Source organism: Kribbella italica, assembly GCF_014205135.1.
GTDB lineage: Bacteria > Actinomycetota > Actinomycetes > Propionibacteriales > Kribbellaceae > Kribbella > Kribbella italica.
The window spans coordinates 7,348,282-7,363,963 of record NZ_JACHMY010000001.1; the positions used below are offsets into that span (position 1 = coordinate 7,348,282).

Consider the following 15,682-nt stretch of genomic DNA (forward strand, 5'->3'; position numbering starts at 1 on the left):
GTGAAGGAGTCACCATGTCAGCAGTCCTCCAGATCCCGCCGGCGCCGTCGCCGGCCGCCGTCCAGCACTTCGCCGCCCGGCTCGCCTTCGAGACCGACTGCTCCGACGTCGCCACCGACATCGGCGCCGGGGTTAGCGGCTGGATGCTGATCGACACCCGCAGCCAGGAGAGCTGGGACCAGGGCCACGTACCCGGCGCGATTCACCTGCCCACGCGGGAGATCCAGGACCACGCGGCGGCCGTCGTACCGGCCGGCATGCCTGTCGTCACGTACTGCTGGGGGCCCGGCTGCAACGGCGCGACCAGGGCCGCGCTGGAGTTCGCGAAGCTCGGGCACCCGGTGAAGGAGATGCTCGGCGGCTTCGAGTACTGGACCCGCGAGGGACTGCCGGTGGAAACCGCTCAGGGAACCAGCCGCCAGGCGGTCGACCCCTTGGTCGCACCGCGCGGAGTCGCCTGCGCCTGCTGACCGTGTCGAGAACGCTGGCGTGGTTCCGACGTACCCGGTATGACAGAGAATATGACACAACGCAGAGTGGTCGCCTGGACGAGTGTCTCCCTGGACGGGTACACCAGTGGGCCGAACGGTCCCCAGCACGATTCCTGGCTGTACGAGCACGCGATGAAACCGCAGACGCTGGCCTACTTCGAGTCGGTCTGGCGTGGGGCCACCACGGCCCTGCTCGGGCGGACGAACTACGTCGGCTTCCACAGTGTCTGGCCCGGGATCACCGCCGATCCGCAGACCGACGAACGGACCCGGGCCATCGGCCGGTGGCTGAACGACGTGGAGAAGATCGCCTTCTCACGGACGCTGGAGAAGGCGGAGTGGAACAACTCGCGGATCTCCGACGACCTGGAGGGCACGGTCCGCGAGCTGAAGGCCCAGGACGGTGGCGACATCATGATCGTCAACAGCGTCAGCATCATCCAGCAGCTGCTGGCCGCCGACCTGGTCGACGACCTCCGGTTCGCGATCGTGCCGGCGATGGTCGGTGGGGGGCTGCGGCTGTTCGGCGAAGGACTGCCGGAGTCGCGCTGGGCGCTGGCCGAGACGACCGCGCTCGAGCACGGCGCGGTCGGGCTGCACTACCGGTCAGTGTGAGGACAGATAGTCCGCATTGCCGCGGATGGCGGCCTCGTACCGCTTGATCTCCGCGGTGTCGACGCGGTCGGCGATCACCAGCAGGAGCGAGGCGAGCGCCTTGTCCTTGCGGCCGGCCGCGTGGAGCGTGAGGGCCTTGAAGACCCGCAGCGAGTCCGACTCCGGGAACTCCTGGCAGGCCTTGGTGAAGACCTCCAGCGACTCGTCGAACCGGCCGAGGTTGCGCAGGGTGCTGCCGTACTGCAGCAGGCAGCGGCGTAAGGTGTCGCCGGTCAGGCCGGGCAGCGCGCGTTCGTAGTACACGATCGCGCGCTCCTCCTGGCCGTCGGTGTCGTACGACCCGCCGACCTCGTACAGCACGTACGGGTTGTTCGGGTGCTCGCGCAGCAGGTCCTCGAAGAACGCGATCGTCGGTGCCATGTTCGCCCGGTTCCGCCGTGCGAACGCTTGCTCGATGGTCGCCGCCAGCTCCGGCGTCAGCTCTTTACTCACGGCAACCATCATGCCCCTACAGGTCGATCACCACGTCGTCGGCCGGTCGGGCACAGCACGGGAGCACCTGGCCGGGGGCTGCCGGCTCCAGCGGGTCGGGGGAGTAGGCGACGTCGCCTGCGACCAGATCGGTCACGCAGGTGTGGCAGACGCCGGTCCGGCACGACCAGCGTGCCGGTACGTCGCACGCCTCGGCCAGCTCCAGCAGCGAGCCGTACTGCTCGGACCAGGGCACCGACAACCCGCTGCGGGCGAAGGTGATCAGCGGGCCGGTCCCTGGCTCGCCGGCGGGAGCGTGTGGCGGTACGACGGTCTGTCCGATCAGGCCCGGGTTGATCGGCGGCAGCGTGCCGAACAGCTCGGTGTGGATGTGGTCGGGCGCGATGCCCGAGTCGGCGAGGAGTTCGCGGAGGTCGTCCATGAACGCGGCCGGACCGCAGATGTACGCCGTCGCGTCCTTCGGTATGCCGAGCGCGCGCAGCTCGTCGGGCGTCGGGCGGCCGTGGGTGTAGACGTACCGGTGCATCTCGGGGAGCGCGTCCAGCAGGCCGTCGACCTCGCTGGTGAACGCGGGGTCGCGGGTCACGTGGATCCACCAGACCGGGCGGGCCTTCCCGTCAGTCGCGAGGGTGTGCAGCATCGCCAGCACCGGGGTGATCCCGATGCCGCCGGAGACCAGCAGAACCGGGCCGTCGTCGTCCTCGAGCACGAAGTCGCCGCGCGGCGCCGCCACGTCGAGCGTCATTCCCGCGGTCAGTTGCTCGTGGATGTAGCTGCTGGCGAGGCCGTCGCGTTTCACGCTGATGCGGTACGCCGTACCGCCGGGTGCTGAGGACAACGAGTAGCTCCGCACGGCCGGGCCTGGGACTCGGACGGTCAGGTACTGGCCGGCTTGGTACGGCGGGAGGTTGTCGCCGCTGAGCAGGACGGAGACGACAGACTGATTTTCGCGCACTACTTGTTGGACCTCGAGCGGGCGGAAGCCGGTCCAGCCAGGTCGGGCCACACCGTCCGCAGCCGCCTCGCCGCTCGCTTCGTCGGTCTTGTCCACCAGTTCGCGGAAGGACTGCTGCCAGCCGGGGCTCAGCGCCGGGATCCGCAGTGTCGCGCGGAGCTTCTCCTCGTCGCGGTTCGGCAGGTACAGCAGGCCATCGACGTCCGCGACCGTCAGGGCCTCGGGGCCGACCCGTGTCCGGACGATCTCGTCGCCGGCCTCGACCATGCCCTCGGTGATCACGCGCAGGTAGAAGCCCGGCCGGCGATGCCCGACCAGCAACGACGGGAGCTCGGGCTCGCCCATCCGCATCCCCACGCGGTAGCACGTGACGCGCGGCTGCGTGACCTCGAACTCCGCCGTGCCGATCCGGTACCGGTCGCCGATGCAGACCTCGTGGTCGGGCAGCCCGTCGACGGTGAAGTTCTCCCCGAAGGCGCCGTACGCGAAGTCGTCGCGGCCGAAGTGCTCCTGCCAGTGCCGGTACGAGTCGACCTGGTAGGCCAGTACGGCGCGGATCTCGCCGCCGTGGCCGCCGAGATCGCCCTGGCCGTCGCCGTCGACGTTCAGCCGGCGGACCATCCGCGGGCCCTCGACGGCCGACTTCCAGACACCGGTCCAGACGGTCTTGCCCTGCCACTCGACGTTCTTCGGCATCCCCACGTTGAGTGAGACGAGCGTTGCCATCACGATCCTCCAGCGGTCACGACGGACCCGGTCAGCACCGACCTGTCCGTCACGAAGCGAACGGCGCGACCGGTCTCGGTGGGGGCGTCCCAGTCGATCGATGCCGTCCCGGACAGGTGCAGCGAGGCCCCGGTCGCGAAGTCGACGAAGAGCAGCGACGCCGTCGGGTCGATCGCCAGGTTGCCGAGGCTGTTGAACATGTTGTTGCCCGGCTGGTCGGCCCACCACAACTCGTCGCCGTCCAGGTGCACCGTGCCGCCCTTGTGTGAGCTGTCGGCGCCGCGCTCGGCGTGCGTCGTCCCGAGGAAGAAGGTGTCGGACCGCTCGATCAGCTCGCGCCCGAGCAGACCGTCCGCGACCTGGATCGCCGGGGCAACAGTTGCTGGCGGCAACGGCCTGGGATGGATGTACTGCGGGCAGTTGCCGTAGGCCTGGTCGGCGGTCAGCTCCAGCGTGTCCGCCGTACTGACGGTCAGCGTGCCGTTCACGCGGAAGCGGCGGCGGATCGCGAACTCGATCACGATCAGCCCGGCGGACTGGTCGGCCGGCATCAGGTGCAGCGGGTCGCCGGCAGGCGGCGCCGCGTGCACGGTCAGCGCCGTACCGCTCGCGTCGAGGAAGCCTCTCGGCCCGTGCAGCGGCGAGGTCCACAGGCGTCCGTCGGTGTCGCGCGCGGTGATCACGGCGAACTCGCGCTGGGCCAGGAACTTCGCCGCGCCGCCGTCGAGCAGAGGCGGACGCAGCATGCCTTCCAGGCGGGACGCGTCGTACTCGACTCCGGCCTTGCGCTGGACGGCCAGTTCACCGTCGTGGAAGCCGATGGTCTTCACGACTGCTTCCTGGTCTTCTCGTAGTGCCGCGCGACGCGGGTGCGGTTGCCGCAGATCGATCCGACGCACCACTGGCGGCGCTTGTGCTCCGCGAGGAACAACATCGAGCATTCGGGGTTCGCGCAGCGGCGCAGGAGGGCCAACTGCTCGGCGTCGGCCAGCAACTCGATCGTCTCGCGGGCGATCGACGCCAGCTTGGCGTTGCCGCCGTACTCCGGGTGGAAGCGCACCTCGAGCTGCCCGTCCGCGCCCAGCCGAACACTCTGCGGCGCCGAGGCCGACGCCGCGTTCAGGTCCTCGATCGCGGTCGCCCGCGGTTGCCGGCCGGTCAGGTGCGCGTCGAGCACCTCGCGCACCGCCGCCCGGACCCGCCGGGTCGCCGCGGCGTCCGGGACCGGGCCTTCGGGAAGGCGACCGGCCTGCATCGTCCACCACTTGCCGAACTGCCCGTCGGGCGCCAGCAGGTCGATCGCCGGGTCCGGCACGAGCATCTCCGTGTCGACCAGATCCAGAGCGGCCAGTCGCTCGCCACCCATGCCGAAGCCTGCTTCCAGCAGCTCGTTGACATTAGGCCTTGTGTTCATGCGACCATCGTACTAATACTTATCTCTAAATTTCAACATTAGGAAGGAACTTCTGATGGGACTGTCCTGGCAACAAGGCCCGCTCGGCGGCGGCGCGGTCGGCCGCTTCCTCACCCCCGAACCACTCCCCGAACGACTCCTGTACGCCGAACGCCTGCGCCGCCGGATGCGCGTTCAGTTCGCCGGTGAGTGGATCGCCGACAGCGAGAACGTGATCCTGCTGCACGAGCCCGGCCGCTACCCGGTCGCCTACTTCCCACTCGCGGACGTCGACGCCGAGGTGCTGACCGAGGCTCCGCGCCAGACGCAGCATCGCGATCTGGGCACGACCACGTGGTACACGGTCGGCACGACCGACCGCGCCGCGTGGCAGCACGTCGACCTCCCGGCGTACGCCGACGAACTGACCGGCCGGGTCGCGTTCGCGTGGCGGGCGATGGATGCGTTCTACGAGGAGGACGAGCGGATCCTCGGGCACGCGGCGGACCAGTACCACCGGATCGACATCCGGAACACGTCACGCCGGCTGGAGGTGCGCGTCGGCGACCACGTCGTCGCGACGACGGATCGTCCGGTCGTGCTGTACGAGTCGGGCTTCGCGCCGCGCTGGTACGTGGCGCGCGAGGACATCGTGGACGGCGTGCTGAAGGCGGTCGAAGGACAGACGTTCTGCCCGTACAAGGGCATGGCTTCCTACTACGACATCGAGGGCGCCGAGCGCGCCGCGTGGTCGTACGAGGACGCGTACGACGAGGTCGGCCGGGTCCGCGATCTCGTCTCGTTCGAGGCCGACAAGGTCGAGGTCTTCCTGGACGGCGTCCAGTTGCACCTCGAGCCCGGCCAGCAGGTTCGTCCGCACGGTATCGACCGCGACATCACCGATGGGAAGCACTGAGATGACTCTTCAGACCCGCACAGTTCTCGTGATCGGCCGCCCGAGCGGCATCGCTCTTGCGACTGTTCAGGCGTTGGTCGCCGCAGGGGCTGAGGTGATCCTCGCCGGCCGCACGTTGGACGGCAGCATCGATTCCGTCGAACGAGCCCAGGTCGATCTGACCGACGAGTCCTCGATCGCCGCGCTGGCCGCGTCGCTCGGCACGGTCGACCACGTGGTCTCGACCGCGTCGGCTCGCGCTCGTGGGGCGCTCGCCGACCTGCAGCCGGAGACGATCGCGTTGTCCTTCGCCACGAAGGTGACCGGCCCGATCCTGCTCGCCAAGCACTTCGCACCGCTGATGCCGGCCGACGGGTCGTTCGTCTTCTTCTCCGGCCAGTCCGCGCAGAAGCCGATGCCCGGCATGCTCGCGGTCGGCGCCACGAACGGCGCGGTCGACGTCGTCGTCCGCTCGCTCGCCGTCGAGCTCGCGCCGATCCGCGTCACCGCGATCTCACCCGGCACCATCGACACCGGCGCGTACGACGGCCTCGGCACCGAGAAGAAGGCCGCCCTGTTCGCGAGTCGAGAGGGCACGAGCCCCGCGGGCCGCATCGGCACCGCCGACGACATCGCCGCCGCGGTCCTGTTCGCCCTTACCAACACCTTCGTCACCGGCCACACCCTCCCGGTCGACGGCGGCGAAGCCCTCGTCTAGCTCTCAGGAGAACAGCCATGCCCACCGATCCGCCGGTCACTCCCGGCTACCTCCAGTTCGAATCCCCCAAGCTCGACATGGAGCCCGGGTCGTTGCGCGGCCTCCACCTGGTCGTGGCCGACATCGAGGCCGAACGCAACCGGTTGATTGCCAACGGCATCGACGTTGAGCCAGTCGAGGACGTCCGCGGCGTCCAGTTCGCCTACTTCGCCGACCCCGACGGCAACACCTGGACCCTCCAGCACCTCCCGTGGCGCCCTACTCGCTGACGCAGTCAGTGGCTCCGTCGCGCCACTGGTGGTTGTAGCGGGTGGGGACCTTGGTGGCGAAGGCCTCCACCTTGGCCGGGTCGAAGGAGTCCAGGAGCTGCAGGCGTTGCCAGCCGGTGAGGGCGATGCCGTGGCCGATCTCGGGGTACGGGGCAACGACCACGTCGCGCGGGTAGCGGCGGCCGATGGACTCCAAGCGTTCGACGTCGGCGGGCGAGACGTCGTCGGCGTACTGGAGCAGGACGTGGCCGTGCTCGAGGATGTGGACCTGGAGTTCGGGCGCGATCGGCGAACGGTAGATGCCGGGGATGACAACACGCGGCGAGTGCGGGCCGGAGGTCGGGGGCAGGGTCTTGTAGGGGTCGTGGGGAGCGCCTTGGTAGGCGATGTGGCGGTTGCCCTCGAAGGGTTGCGGCGTACCGGGGACCTCGTTGCACGGCAGGGCCTGCTTGTCGCCGAACTGGCCGAGCAGGACGCCGAACGCGAAGCTCGACATCGTGAGGACCGACAGCGTGGTGACCAGGATGCCGACCACGACGCCGTACTTGCGCTTCATCGGGCGGCCTGCCGCCGGTTGCGTACGACGACCCAGAGCGGGAGGAACACGTTGACCGAGGTGAACAGCAGCAGCACGACGCCCTCCCACCAGTAGAGGCTCGCGAACGGCGCACCGACCAGTACGCCGAACGCCCAGCCGAAGGTGACCTTTGCGCTCGGCAACAAGAAGTGCCACGCGAACCACAACATCCAGGAGAAGCCGGTCAGGTAGAGCAGCCGGTACCAGCGGGCGACGCGCAAATCCTTCGGGCTGGCGTCCCTGAGGATCACCTGCTCCTCGGGCTTGAGCCGCCGGATCAGCTTCTTCAGCGAGAGCCGCGTGACCTGGTGCAGGTTGCCGCAGCCCGTGGCCGTTGCCATCACCAAGTACATGTCGGTCCGCAGGTAGGCGAGCGTCTGGAACGCCAGCTTGGCGATCTGGCTGAGCACGACCATCGCGAGCAGCCGAATCAGGCCGGGCGGCAGGTCGATCCAGCCGCGCGACCAGGCGTACCGCGGCGCAACGGCGGCGAACAGGATCACGCTGTCGATCGCCATCCCCGCCAGAAAAGGCCCGTACCGTTTCGCGGGCGGCAACGCCCACAGGCCGGTGAGGTCCGTCTCCAGGACGGGGAAGATCCCGCGGCGCTCGACGCGCAGCCGCGACGGGACCCCGACGGCTGCCCCGGCGAACGCGTGCCACATCTCGTGCACGATCGTCAGGACGACGACGACCAGGTTGGTCACCAGCAGGCTGAGCACGATGTCGGGGAAGATGAACGTGTCCTCGTACGTCGGCCGCAGCGACGGCTCGACGACGAACATCACCAGCGCGGCGACCAGGCACCCGGCGTACAGGACCCAGGCGAACGGCGTGAAGAGTGGGCGGACTATCCGCGCCTGGATGCGGGACACGGACCAGTGCTTGGCGGAGCTCCGAGGCTCGGTCGTGACGATGCCGGCGTCCAGCAGCACCTCGGCGAAGTCGAGCGCGTCGATCGGTTCGCCGGTCTCGCGTTCGACCTCCTCGCCGGCCTCGGCGACGGTCCGGCCCTGGGCGAACAGCTCGACGAGTCGCGCGCCGACTTCCGGTACGACGACGAACGTGCCGGTGGCCGGATCGCCGACGACGTACTCGTCCTCGTCCTCGCGCCGGACGACCAGGTGGTCGACCGTGAGCCGGCTGTCGTTCGCGATCCCCGCGGGCCGCGTGGTCACGTCCTCGCTCACTGGCCGACCCAGCCGCAGGTCCCGCACTTCTCGCCGGGCGTCGGGCGCACGGCGTAGTGGTAGGTCAGGTCGGTCAGGCTGAGGTGGAACATCCGGCCCAGCGTGCTCGGCGGGATGCCGCCGAGGTGGTAGATCGCGTCGAGCGCGGCGAGGTGGCCGGTCAGGTTCGCGGTCGGGGCGATCACGGCGTGGCCCTGGAACGGGAACAGCTCTTCGGGCTCTTCGCCGTGCTTGTCGACGAGACGGTCCTTGACGCTTGGCAGGCAGGCTTGGCAGCAGGTCCGGCCGGGGACGAAGAGGCCGACGACGGCCATCGGACCGGCGTACTGGGCGATCATCCAGGGGGTGTTGGTGCGCAGCGCGGCCTCGTTGGTCCAGTCGCGGATCTTGTCCATCGGCTGGTCGGCGCAGAGCACCAGCAGGTCGCGGTCGCGCATCAGCCGGGCGACGTCGTCGGTGCTCCCGACGCGGGTCTCCTCGCCGGTGACCTCGACGTGCGCGTTGATCGCGCCGAGGCGGGTGACGGCGGTCGGGACCTTCGGCCTGCCGAGATCGTCCTCGGTGTAGAGCAGTTGGCGGGTGAGGTTCCCGGCCTCGACGACGTCGAAGTCGACGCAGTGCACGGATCCGACACCCGCCGCTACAAGAGACGACGCGACGGCGGATCCGGTACCACCGAGGCCCAGCACGACGACGCGGCTGCGCTTGAGCTGGGCCTGTACGGCGTACCGGGAAGGACGCGGGGTCAGGTCGACCCAGGCGTAGTAGTTGAAGGCGCGGTCGTAGCGGTCCAGCTCGTCCGGGCCGAGCTCCGGCGGCGGTGGCGCGGCCGCGTCCTCGACGTACCCGGCCGCGATGATCGTCTCCAGCATGTCGGCCGCCTCGTCGGCGGTCAGCGTCGTGCGCTCGACCAGCTCGGCGACGATCCCGGTGCGGTCACGGGTCCCGTCCATCAGCCCGAGCAACGTCCACAGGGCGCCGTCCTCGTCGTCGATCTCGGCCCCGATGCCGACTTGGCGTCCCCCGATGTTCACCAGCGTCGGCGTCAGCCGGACCGGCTTGTGGATCCCCTTGATCTTCGGTCGTTCCACGTGCCTCCCCCTCCCCAGGACCGGGCGCGGCGGGGCACGGGTGATGAGCCCGCGCCCCGCCGCCGGCTGAACTAGCCGCAGAGCTCGTTGCGGCAGCCCGGGTCCGCGATGATCATCGCGGTGGTCTCGAGCTTCTCCAGCTTCCGGACCATGATCTTGCGCGGCTCGGGCTTGTCGGTCTTCTTCTCCATGATGCGTTCCTCCCATTGGCAGTGGCGGTGTGCCGTCGTCATGAGAGCACCGCATTTCCCTGCCGCACAAGGCCCGGTTCTCACGCAGCGTTGTCAAGCGAACGCATCAATGCGACCGTTCAAATGCCCGCTTGCGGGTAATCCTTTGCTGTCAAGGGATCGGGGACGTTCCGCGCACCCGGTCCTCCCGTCCGTGAGCGGTGTCCGCAGGTGATTGCCCAGCGCAAGGTCCGGGGTGGTGAATTTCGCGTCCGGTCGCCCTTTCCGGGGTGAGAATGCGGTATGAGCGACGAAGTGATGGAACTGCGGCTGGTGGTCACCGCGCCCGACTACGCCGAGGCGGTGGGGTTCTACCGCGACGTACTGGGCCTGGCCGAACGAGAGGCGTACACGTCCGAGGACGGCAGCGTCACGATCCTCGAGGCGGGCAAGGCGACCCTGGAGATCACCGACCCGAACCACGCCGACTACATCGACCGCGTCGAGGTCGGCCGCCGGGTCGCCGGGCAGTTCCGGGTCGCCCTCCAGGTCACCGACGCGACCGGCACCACGCGCACGCTGACCGAGGCCGGCGCGTCGTTGATCGCGGCCCCGACCCGTACGCCGTGGAACTCGCTGAACGCCCGCCTCGAAACGCCCGGCGGGATTCAGCTGACGCTGTTCGAGGAGCTCGGGGACTGAGCCCGGTAGAGGTCGCGCAGGAGCGCGATCTCGGCCCCGTGGTGGAGCAGCTCGCGCTGGACGTGCAGCACGATCGCGACCACCGGCCAGCCTTCGGTCGCGGTGTCCTCGGTCAGGCCGTCGACGCCGAGGCGTCGTACGCCGTCCATCCAGGCGGCGTAGGCGTCGTCCAGTTGCGTGAGCGCTTCGGCCGCCGTACCGGCGTACGGGAAGGTCGTGAAGTCGACCGGCTCCCCGCCGAACTGCGGCATCGCGCGCATGCCGAGCAGCACCACGACCAGATGCCCGATCCGCCAGGAGATGGTCGTGACGGGCGCCGGCTCAGGCGGCGGCACGGCGAAGTCGGCCACGAACCGCTCGCCGTCGGCGCGTAGGTTCCAGGCGTCGGGGGCCGGCTCCCAGAAGTACTCGTCGTCGGTGAGCCCGGCCAGCCGGGGACGCAGTTGCGCGGTCCAGTGCGTCTCGACCTGCTTGCGAATCTCCGTGTTCCAGTCGAAATCCATCGGAGCAGTCTCCCGGCGGGGCCGCGGTTCGATCAAACGCTTTGTTACGGAGGACGGGGCTAGCGCGTTGACGGTTCCGCGGTGGAGCCGCGGACGACCAGTTGGGTGGCGAGCTCGAGGTGGAGGGCCTCGGGGCGGTGGCCGTTCAGGACGCGCATCAGTTGGGTGACGGCGATTCGGCCCATTTCCTGGAGGGGCTGGCGGACCGTGGTGAGGGGTGGGTCGATGGCGCCGCTGAGGTCGATGTCGTCGAAGCCGGTGACCGACAGGTCGCCGGGGATCGTCAGCCCGCGGTCGCGGGCGGCGTGGTAGGTGCCTACGGCAACTTTGTCGTTGAAGCAGACGATCGCGGTCGGGCGGGGCCGCTGGTCGAGCAGTTCGCCGGCGGCCTGGCGGCCGTCCTCGATGGTGGGGTGGACGTAGCGGACCCGGTCCGGCGGCAGGAGGGTTTCGGCGGCGGCCAGGGCGGCCCGGTGGCCGACCATCCGGGCGTCGGTCGCCAGCCACTCCTCGGGACCGGCGATCACGGCGATGTCGCGGTGGCCCAGGGCGGTCAGGTGGGCGACGACGGTATGTGCGCCGGAGGCGTGCGCGGCGGAGACTGCCGCGATGTCCGGCGGGAGTGGCTGGCGGGGATCGACGACGACGAAGGGGAAGCCCGCGCGCGACAGGGCCACCAGGTCGCGCGACGACTCCGGCGGAAGGATGAGGATCGCGCCGTCGACGTCGTCCTGGCCGGGCAGGCCGCTGAGTACGTCGTTGTCCTGGCCGGACTCGCCGGCGTCGAGCACCAGGCGGCGTCCGTGCAGCGCGAGGGTCTCCGCGATCGACGACACGATCAGGCCGAAGTAGTCGGTCAGCAGGTACGGGCAGCGGACGTAGACGGCGCCGGGGCTCTCCGCGGGTTCGTCGCCGGCCGCGTTGTGTCGCGCGACGGCCTGCAGGACGAGATCCCTGGTCCTCGGGGCGACGTTGACGCGGTCGTTCAGCACGCGCGAGACGGTGGCGATCGACACTCCGGTCTCCGCGGCGATGTCGCGCAGCGTCGCTCGGGGCTGCCGGTCGACCATCGCCGCGTCCTGACGCCCCCGCGGCCCACTCATCGGCGCAGTCTAACGGACTGTTGACGCGATCGATCGACTGTTGTTTCATGATGGAACAGAATTTGCAGCATGTTTCAGTTCCGCAGTCCATGACACCTCAGGCCGCTGTGGGTCCTCGCAGCGGCTACCCGCCCGCCCCCGGAGGAAGAGTCATGTTTTCATCCTGGAAATCGCGAGTCCCTCGACGCCGTCGCGGTATCGTCCTGGCCGCCGCTGTCACGGTGACGGCCGCCGGCCTGACGGTCCCGGTCCAGACCGCCTCGGCCGCGCCGAACGTCGCCGTCTGGCTCACCACCGCCAACCGCTCGAGCCAGCTCGGCCGCCAGGCCGACGTGAGCTTCGGATCGGGCGGTGGCAGCGGCCCGACGATCTCGGTCAACCCGAACACGACGTACCAGTCGATGGTCGGTTTCGGTGCCTCGTTCACCGACGCGGCCGCCTGGAACATCTTCAACTCGCCGCGGCGCAACGAGGTGATGAACGCGTTGTTCGACCGCGGCAACGGGATCGGCCTGAGCTTCCTGCGCCAGCCGATCGGTGCCAGCGACTTCTCCCGCAGCTTCTACACCTACAACGACGGCGCCGCCGATCCCAGCCTGTCGCGCTTCTCGATCGCGCACGACCAGTCGTACATCCTGCCGCTGGTCAAGCAGGCGCTCTCGCTGAACCCGGAGATCTCGGTGATGGCCTCGCCGTGGAGCGCCCCGGCCTGGATGAAGACCAACAACAACCTGATCGGCGGCTCGCTGAGTGACAACCAGGTCGGGGTGTACGCCGACTACCTGACCAAGTTCACCCAGGCCTACCAGGCGGCCGGTGTCCCGATCGACTACCTGAGCGTCCAGAACGAACCGAAGTTCTCCCCGCCCGGCTACCCCGGCATGCTGATGAGCGCGGGCCAGCAGAGCACCATCATCAACAACCTGGTCCCGAAGCTGCGCGCGGCCGGGCTCGACGCGCGGCTGCTCGGGTACGACCACAACTGGGACGACACGTCGTACGCGCAGACGGTCAACAACAGCGCCGGGAACAACGTCGTCGGATCGGCGTGGCACTGCTACGGCGGCAGCCCGTCGGGCCAGTCCACGGTCCACAACGCCCAGCCGAACAAGGAGATCTTCTTCACCGAGTGCTCCGGGACGAAGTCGAGCGACGATGCCGCCACCTTCCGCGACTCGCTGCGCTGGCAGGGCATCAACCTCGCGATCGGAGCGACCCGGAACTGGGCCCGCACCGTCACCACCTGGAACATGGCCCTGAACAACGCCAACGGACCCGTCATCGGCAGCTGCGGCAACTGCACGGGAGTCGCGACCGTCGACGGCAACACTGTGGCCTACAACGCCGAGTACTACGTGCTGGGACACCTGAGCAAGTTCGTCCGCCCGGGCGCGGTCCGGATCGAGTCCACCGGGTACGGCGAGGGCGGGATCCAGAACGTTGCCTTCCGCAACCCCGACGGCACCATCGCCCTGGTGGCGATCAACAGTGGCGGCACCCAGAACTTCCAGGTGTCGTTCGGTGGCCAGACGTTCGGCTACCAGCTGCCGGGCGGCGCCATGGCGACCTTCACCTGGCCGGGCTCGGGCGGCGGTAACCCGCCCACCGGCGGCACCGGCGCGATCACCGGCCTGGGCGGTAAGTGCCTCGATGTCACCGACGGCTCGACCGTCAACGGGAACCAGCCCCAGCTGTGGACCTGCACCTCCGGCCCCAACCAGCGCTGGACCGTCGGCAGCGACGGCACGATCCGCGGCCTCGGCAAGTGCCTCGACGTCACCGGCAACGGCACGGCCGACGGCACCGCGATCCAACTCTGGGACTGCTTCGGCGGTCCCAACCAACGCTGGACGGTCTCGAACGGCACGCTGGTCAACGTCGGCAGCGGCAAATGCCTCGACGTCCGCAACGCCAGCAGCGCCGACGGCACCCGCCTCCAACTCTGGACCTGCACCGGCGCCGCCAACCAACGCTGGACGACCCCGGCCTGACCCCGGTACGACGCGGCGGCCCCACCTGGGACCGCCGCGTTACAGGTCCTTGCGACTGAAGGACAGCGCGGCGAGTCCCCAGAGCATCGCGACCCAGAGCACGACCCACGCGAGGTAGGCCGGCGACAGCGAAGCGGCGCCGAGGAACGGGAAGGCGTTGGCGCCCTCGTCGGCGGTGAACTCGCCCAGGGCCGACGGGTCCTGGAAGGCGTGCATCGCCCCGCGCCAGAGGCCGTCGGTGGGAAGGAAGATGCGGGACAGCGTGCCGATCCGGGCGATCGAGTCGTTGCCGAGCGAGGCGCCGATGCCACCGACCACGCCCGCGACCCACGTCGTACCGAAGAGGCCTACGGCAACTACTCCGGAGGCCATCGGGGAGATGGCGGTGGACAGGAGCATCGCCAGCGTCAGCAGGACCGTCGTCTGAGCGGCGAGGAGCGCCAGCGCGCCGGCGGGGTTGGGCGGCCAGTAGCCGGTCGTGACCAGGACGACGAGGCACTGCGCCAGACCCGCCAGTACGACGAAACCGCTGCCGAAGGCCACCAGTCCGAGCCACTTGCCGAGGAGAAAGGCGGATCGCCGTACTGGTCGGGCGAGAACGGTCAGCGCGATGCCGGACTCGGTCTCGCCGGCCAGCGTGGGACCGGTGAGGAACGCGGTGCCCAGCGCGGCGATCAGACTGAAGCCGAACATCACCAGGTTGAGCAGGATCGACGCCGTCAGCCGCGCCTCGCCGGAGGTGAGATTGCCGCCGGACTCCGCGGCCAGGCGGGAGAACCCCCAGCCGGACAACGCCAGCAGCAGTACCGTGAGGATGCCGAGGGCAAGGAGTACCCGGCGGCGCGAGGCCTCGCGCAGGGTCAGGGCGGTGATCGTGAGGACTGTGGTCATTGGTCCGCCTTGCGCAGGATGCCGAGGAGCCGTTCTTCCAGGGTGATGCGGCCCGGTTCGACGGCGTGGATCTTGACGCCCAGGCGCGCCAGGTCGCTGACCAGCGTCGGCACGGTGGCGTCGTCGTCGGCCGGGAGAGCGACGGTGATCCAGTCGCCGGAGCGGTCGAGGACAGTCGTTTCGGCCAGCCTCTGCGTCGCCTCGGCCGTGACGCCGGTCAGGTGGAGACGCAGCTCGCGCTGGCCGAGCAGCTCGGCGAGCGAGCCTGCCGCGGCGACGGTGCCGTGGTCGAGGATGACCACGCGGTCGCAGACCCGTTCGACCTCGCCGATCAGGTGCGAGTTCAGCAGTACGGCGACGTCGCGCGACTTCAGTTCGAGCACGATGTCACGGACGTCGGCGCGGCCGAGCGGGTCGAGCGCGCTGGTCGGTTCGTCGAGGATCACGAACTCCGGCCGGGCGACCAGGGCGACCGCGAGCCCGAGCCTTTGCTGCATGCCCTTGGAGAAGCCGCCGACGCGGTCACCGGATCGTTGCCCCAGGCCCACGAGTTCGAGGCACTTCTGCTGGTCGGCCTTGGACACGTCGGCGCGCGCGAGCTTGACGTGCAGGGTCAGCACTTCGGCGGCACTCAACCAGGGCTGGAAGCGGAAGAGCTCCGGCAGGTAGCCGACGCGTTCCCGGGCCGCCGGCTCGTGAGCCGGGCGGCCGAGCAGTTGCGCTTGGCCCGCATCCGGCTGGACCAGGCCGAGCAGCATCTTGATCACGGTGGTCTTGCCGGCGCCGTTCGGGCCGAGCAGCCCGACGATCTCACCGCGCGCGACCTCCAGCGAGACGTCTTCGACGGCCGTGCGTTTGCCGTACCGCTTCCGCAACCCGGAGCACTGCGCCGCGAGATCGTTGCCCACGG

18 protein-coding genes are annotated in these 15,682 nt (G+C 69.5%); 7 read left to right on the plus strand and 11 right to left on the minus strand.

Annotated features, from left to right (window positions below; genetic code table 11):
- Nucleotides 1-14: 14 nt before the first annotated feature.
- Together HDA39_RS34195 and HDA39_RS34200 are read left to right on the plus strand one after the other, a co-directional pair.
- A complete protein-coding gene (locus tag HDA39_RS34195) occupies nt 15-470 on the plus strand; it encodes a rhodanese-like domain-containing protein (protein ID WP_184802297.1) in 456 nt (151 codons plus the stop codon).
- A gap of 51 nt (nt 471-521) precedes the next feature.
- Nucleotides 522-1,106 (plus strand): dihydrofolate reductase family protein, encoded by a 585-nt coding sequence (locus HDA39_RS34200; RefSeq protein WP_184802299.1) that lies wholly within the window; start codon nt 522-524, stop codon nt 1,104-1,106.
- Here the strand turns inward: HDA39_RS34200 and HDA39_RS34205 are convergent.
- The 4 genes from HDA39_RS34205 to HDA39_RS34220 are packed head-to-tail and all read right to left on the minus strand — an operon-like array spanning nt 1,098 to nt 4,693.
- Nucleotides 1,098-1,607, minus strand: a complete 510-nt coding sequence (locus tag HDA39_RS34205) for a tetratricopeptide repeat protein (protein WP_238357177.1) — start codon at nt 1,605-1,607, stop codon at nt 1,098-1,100. The two genes, HDA39_RS34200 and HDA39_RS34205, sit on opposite strands and share 9 nt — an antisense overlap.
- 7 nt (nt 1,608-1,614) lie before the next feature.
- Nucleotides 1,615-3,279 carry an MOSC and FAD-binding oxidoreductase domain-containing protein gene (locus HDA39_RS34210; protein WP_184802302.1) on the minus strand — a complete coding sequence of 555 codons (1,665 nt, stop codon included), beginning with the start codon at nt 3,277-3,279 and terminating at the stop codon, nt 1,615-1,617.
- Nucleotides 3,279-4,109, minus strand: a complete 831-nt coding sequence (locus HDA39_RS34215; protein WP_337926016.1) for a pyridoxamine 5'-phosphate oxidase family protein — start codon at nt 4,107-4,109, stop codon at nt 3,279-3,281. Before HDA39_RS34215 ends, HDA39_RS34210 begins: the two co-directional genes overlap by 1 nt.
- Nucleotides 4,106-4,693, minus strand: coding sequence for a CGNR zinc finger domain-containing protein (locus HDA39_RS34220; protein ID WP_202893205.1), 588 nt, complete (start codon nt 4,691-4,693; stop codon nt 4,106-4,108). The genes HDA39_RS34215 and HDA39_RS34220 overlap by 4 nt, the downstream gene beginning before the upstream one ends.
- 55 nt (nt 4,694-4,748) lie before the next feature.
- Here HDA39_RS34220 and HDA39_RS34225 point away from each other — a divergent pair, with 55 nt between their 5' ends.
- The 3 genes from HDA39_RS34225 to HDA39_RS34235 are packed head-to-tail and all read left to right on the plus strand — an operon-like array spanning nt 4,749 to nt 6,554.
- The gene (locus HDA39_RS34225) at nt 4,749-5,588 is read left to right on the plus strand and encodes a DUF427 domain-containing protein (protein WP_184802306.1); all 840 of its coding nucleotides are present in this window, start codon (nt 4,749-4,751) and stop codon (nt 5,586-5,588) included.
- Between the two features lies 1 nt (nt 5,589).
- Complete coding sequence (locus HDA39_RS34230) at nt 5,590-6,285, plus strand: SDR family oxidoreductase (protein WP_184802308.1); 696 nt, start codon at nt 5,590-5,592, stop codon at nt 6,283-6,285.
- 17 nt (nt 6,286-6,302) lie between these two features.
- Complete coding sequence (locus tag HDA39_RS34235; protein ID WP_202893206.1) at nt 6,303-6,554, plus strand: VOC family protein; 252 nt, start codon at nt 6,303-6,305, stop codon at nt 6,552-6,554.
- Here the strand turns inward: HDA39_RS34235 and HDA39_RS34240 are convergent.
- Genes HDA39_RS34240 through HDA39_RS34250 form a run of 3 tightly spaced genes read right to left on the minus strand, consistent with a single transcriptional unit; the run spans nt 6,544 to nt 9,412 of the window.
- Nucleotides 6,544-7,110 (minus strand): DUF3105 domain-containing protein, encoded by a 567-nt coding sequence (locus tag HDA39_RS34240; protein WP_184802310.1) that lies wholly within the window; start codon nt 7,108-7,110, stop codon nt 6,544-6,546. The two genes, HDA39_RS34235 and HDA39_RS34240, sit on opposite strands and share 11 nt — an antisense overlap.
- A complete protein-coding gene (locus tag HDA39_RS34245; protein ID WP_184802312.1) occupies nt 7,107-8,321 on the minus strand; it encodes a PqqD family protein in 1,215 nt (404 codons plus the stop codon). Before HDA39_RS34245 ends, HDA39_RS34240 begins: the two co-directional genes overlap by 4 nt.
- Nucleotides 8,318-9,412: a ThiF family adenylyltransferase gene (locus tag HDA39_RS34250; protein WP_184802314.1), complete on the minus strand. Its 1,095-nt coding sequence runs from the start codon at nt 9,410-9,412 to the stop codon at nt 8,318-8,320. The genes HDA39_RS34245 and HDA39_RS34250 overlap by 4 nt, the downstream gene beginning before the upstream one ends.
- 473 nt (nt 9,413-9,885) lie before the next feature.
- Here HDA39_RS34250 and HDA39_RS34255 point away from each other — a divergent pair, with 473 nt between their 5' ends.
- Complete coding sequence (locus HDA39_RS34255; protein ID WP_184802316.1) at nt 9,886-10,284, plus strand: VOC family protein; 399 nt, start codon at nt 9,886-9,888, stop codon at nt 10,282-10,284.
- Here HDA39_RS34255 and HDA39_RS34260 read toward each other — a convergent pair.
- Together HDA39_RS34260 and HDA39_RS34265 are read right to left on the minus strand one after the other, a co-directional pair.
- A complete protein-coding gene (locus tag HDA39_RS34260) occupies nt 10,251-10,787 on the minus strand; it encodes a DinB family protein (protein ID WP_184802318.1) in 537 nt (178 codons plus the stop codon). The two genes, HDA39_RS34255 and HDA39_RS34260, sit on opposite strands and share 34 nt — an antisense overlap.
- A gap of 59 nt (nt 10,788-10,846) precedes the next feature.
- The gene (locus HDA39_RS34265) at nt 10,847-11,890 is read right to left on the minus strand and encodes a LacI family DNA-binding transcriptional regulator (RefSeq protein WP_238356216.1); all 1,044 of its coding nucleotides are present in this window, start codon (nt 11,888-11,890) and stop codon (nt 10,847-10,849) included.
- Nucleotides 11,891-12,042: 152 nt separating this feature from the next.
- Between HDA39_RS34265 and HDA39_RS34270 the strand changes: the two genes are divergently transcribed.
- Nucleotides 12,043-13,881, plus strand: coding sequence for a ricin-type beta-trefoil lectin domain protein (locus HDA39_RS34270; protein WP_184802320.1), 1,839 nt, complete (start codon nt 12,043-12,045; stop codon nt 13,879-13,881).
- Between the two features lie 39 nt (nt 13,882-13,920).
- On the opposite strand, the gene HDA39_RS34275 is transcribed toward HDA39_RS34270, so the two are convergent.
- Both HDA39_RS34275 and HDA39_RS34280 read right to left on the minus strand, forming a co-directional pair.
- A complete protein-coding gene (locus HDA39_RS34275; protein ID WP_184802322.1) occupies nt 13,921-14,772 on the minus strand; it encodes an ABC transporter permease in 852 nt (283 codons plus the stop codon).
- Nucleotides 14,769-15,680, minus strand: a complete 912-nt coding sequence (locus HDA39_RS34280; RefSeq protein ID WP_337926017.1) for an ABC transporter ATP-binding protein — start codon at nt 15,678-15,680, stop codon at nt 14,769-14,771. The genes HDA39_RS34275 and HDA39_RS34280 overlap by 4 nt, the downstream gene beginning before the upstream one ends.
- Nucleotides 15,681-15,682 lie beyond the last annotated feature (2 nt).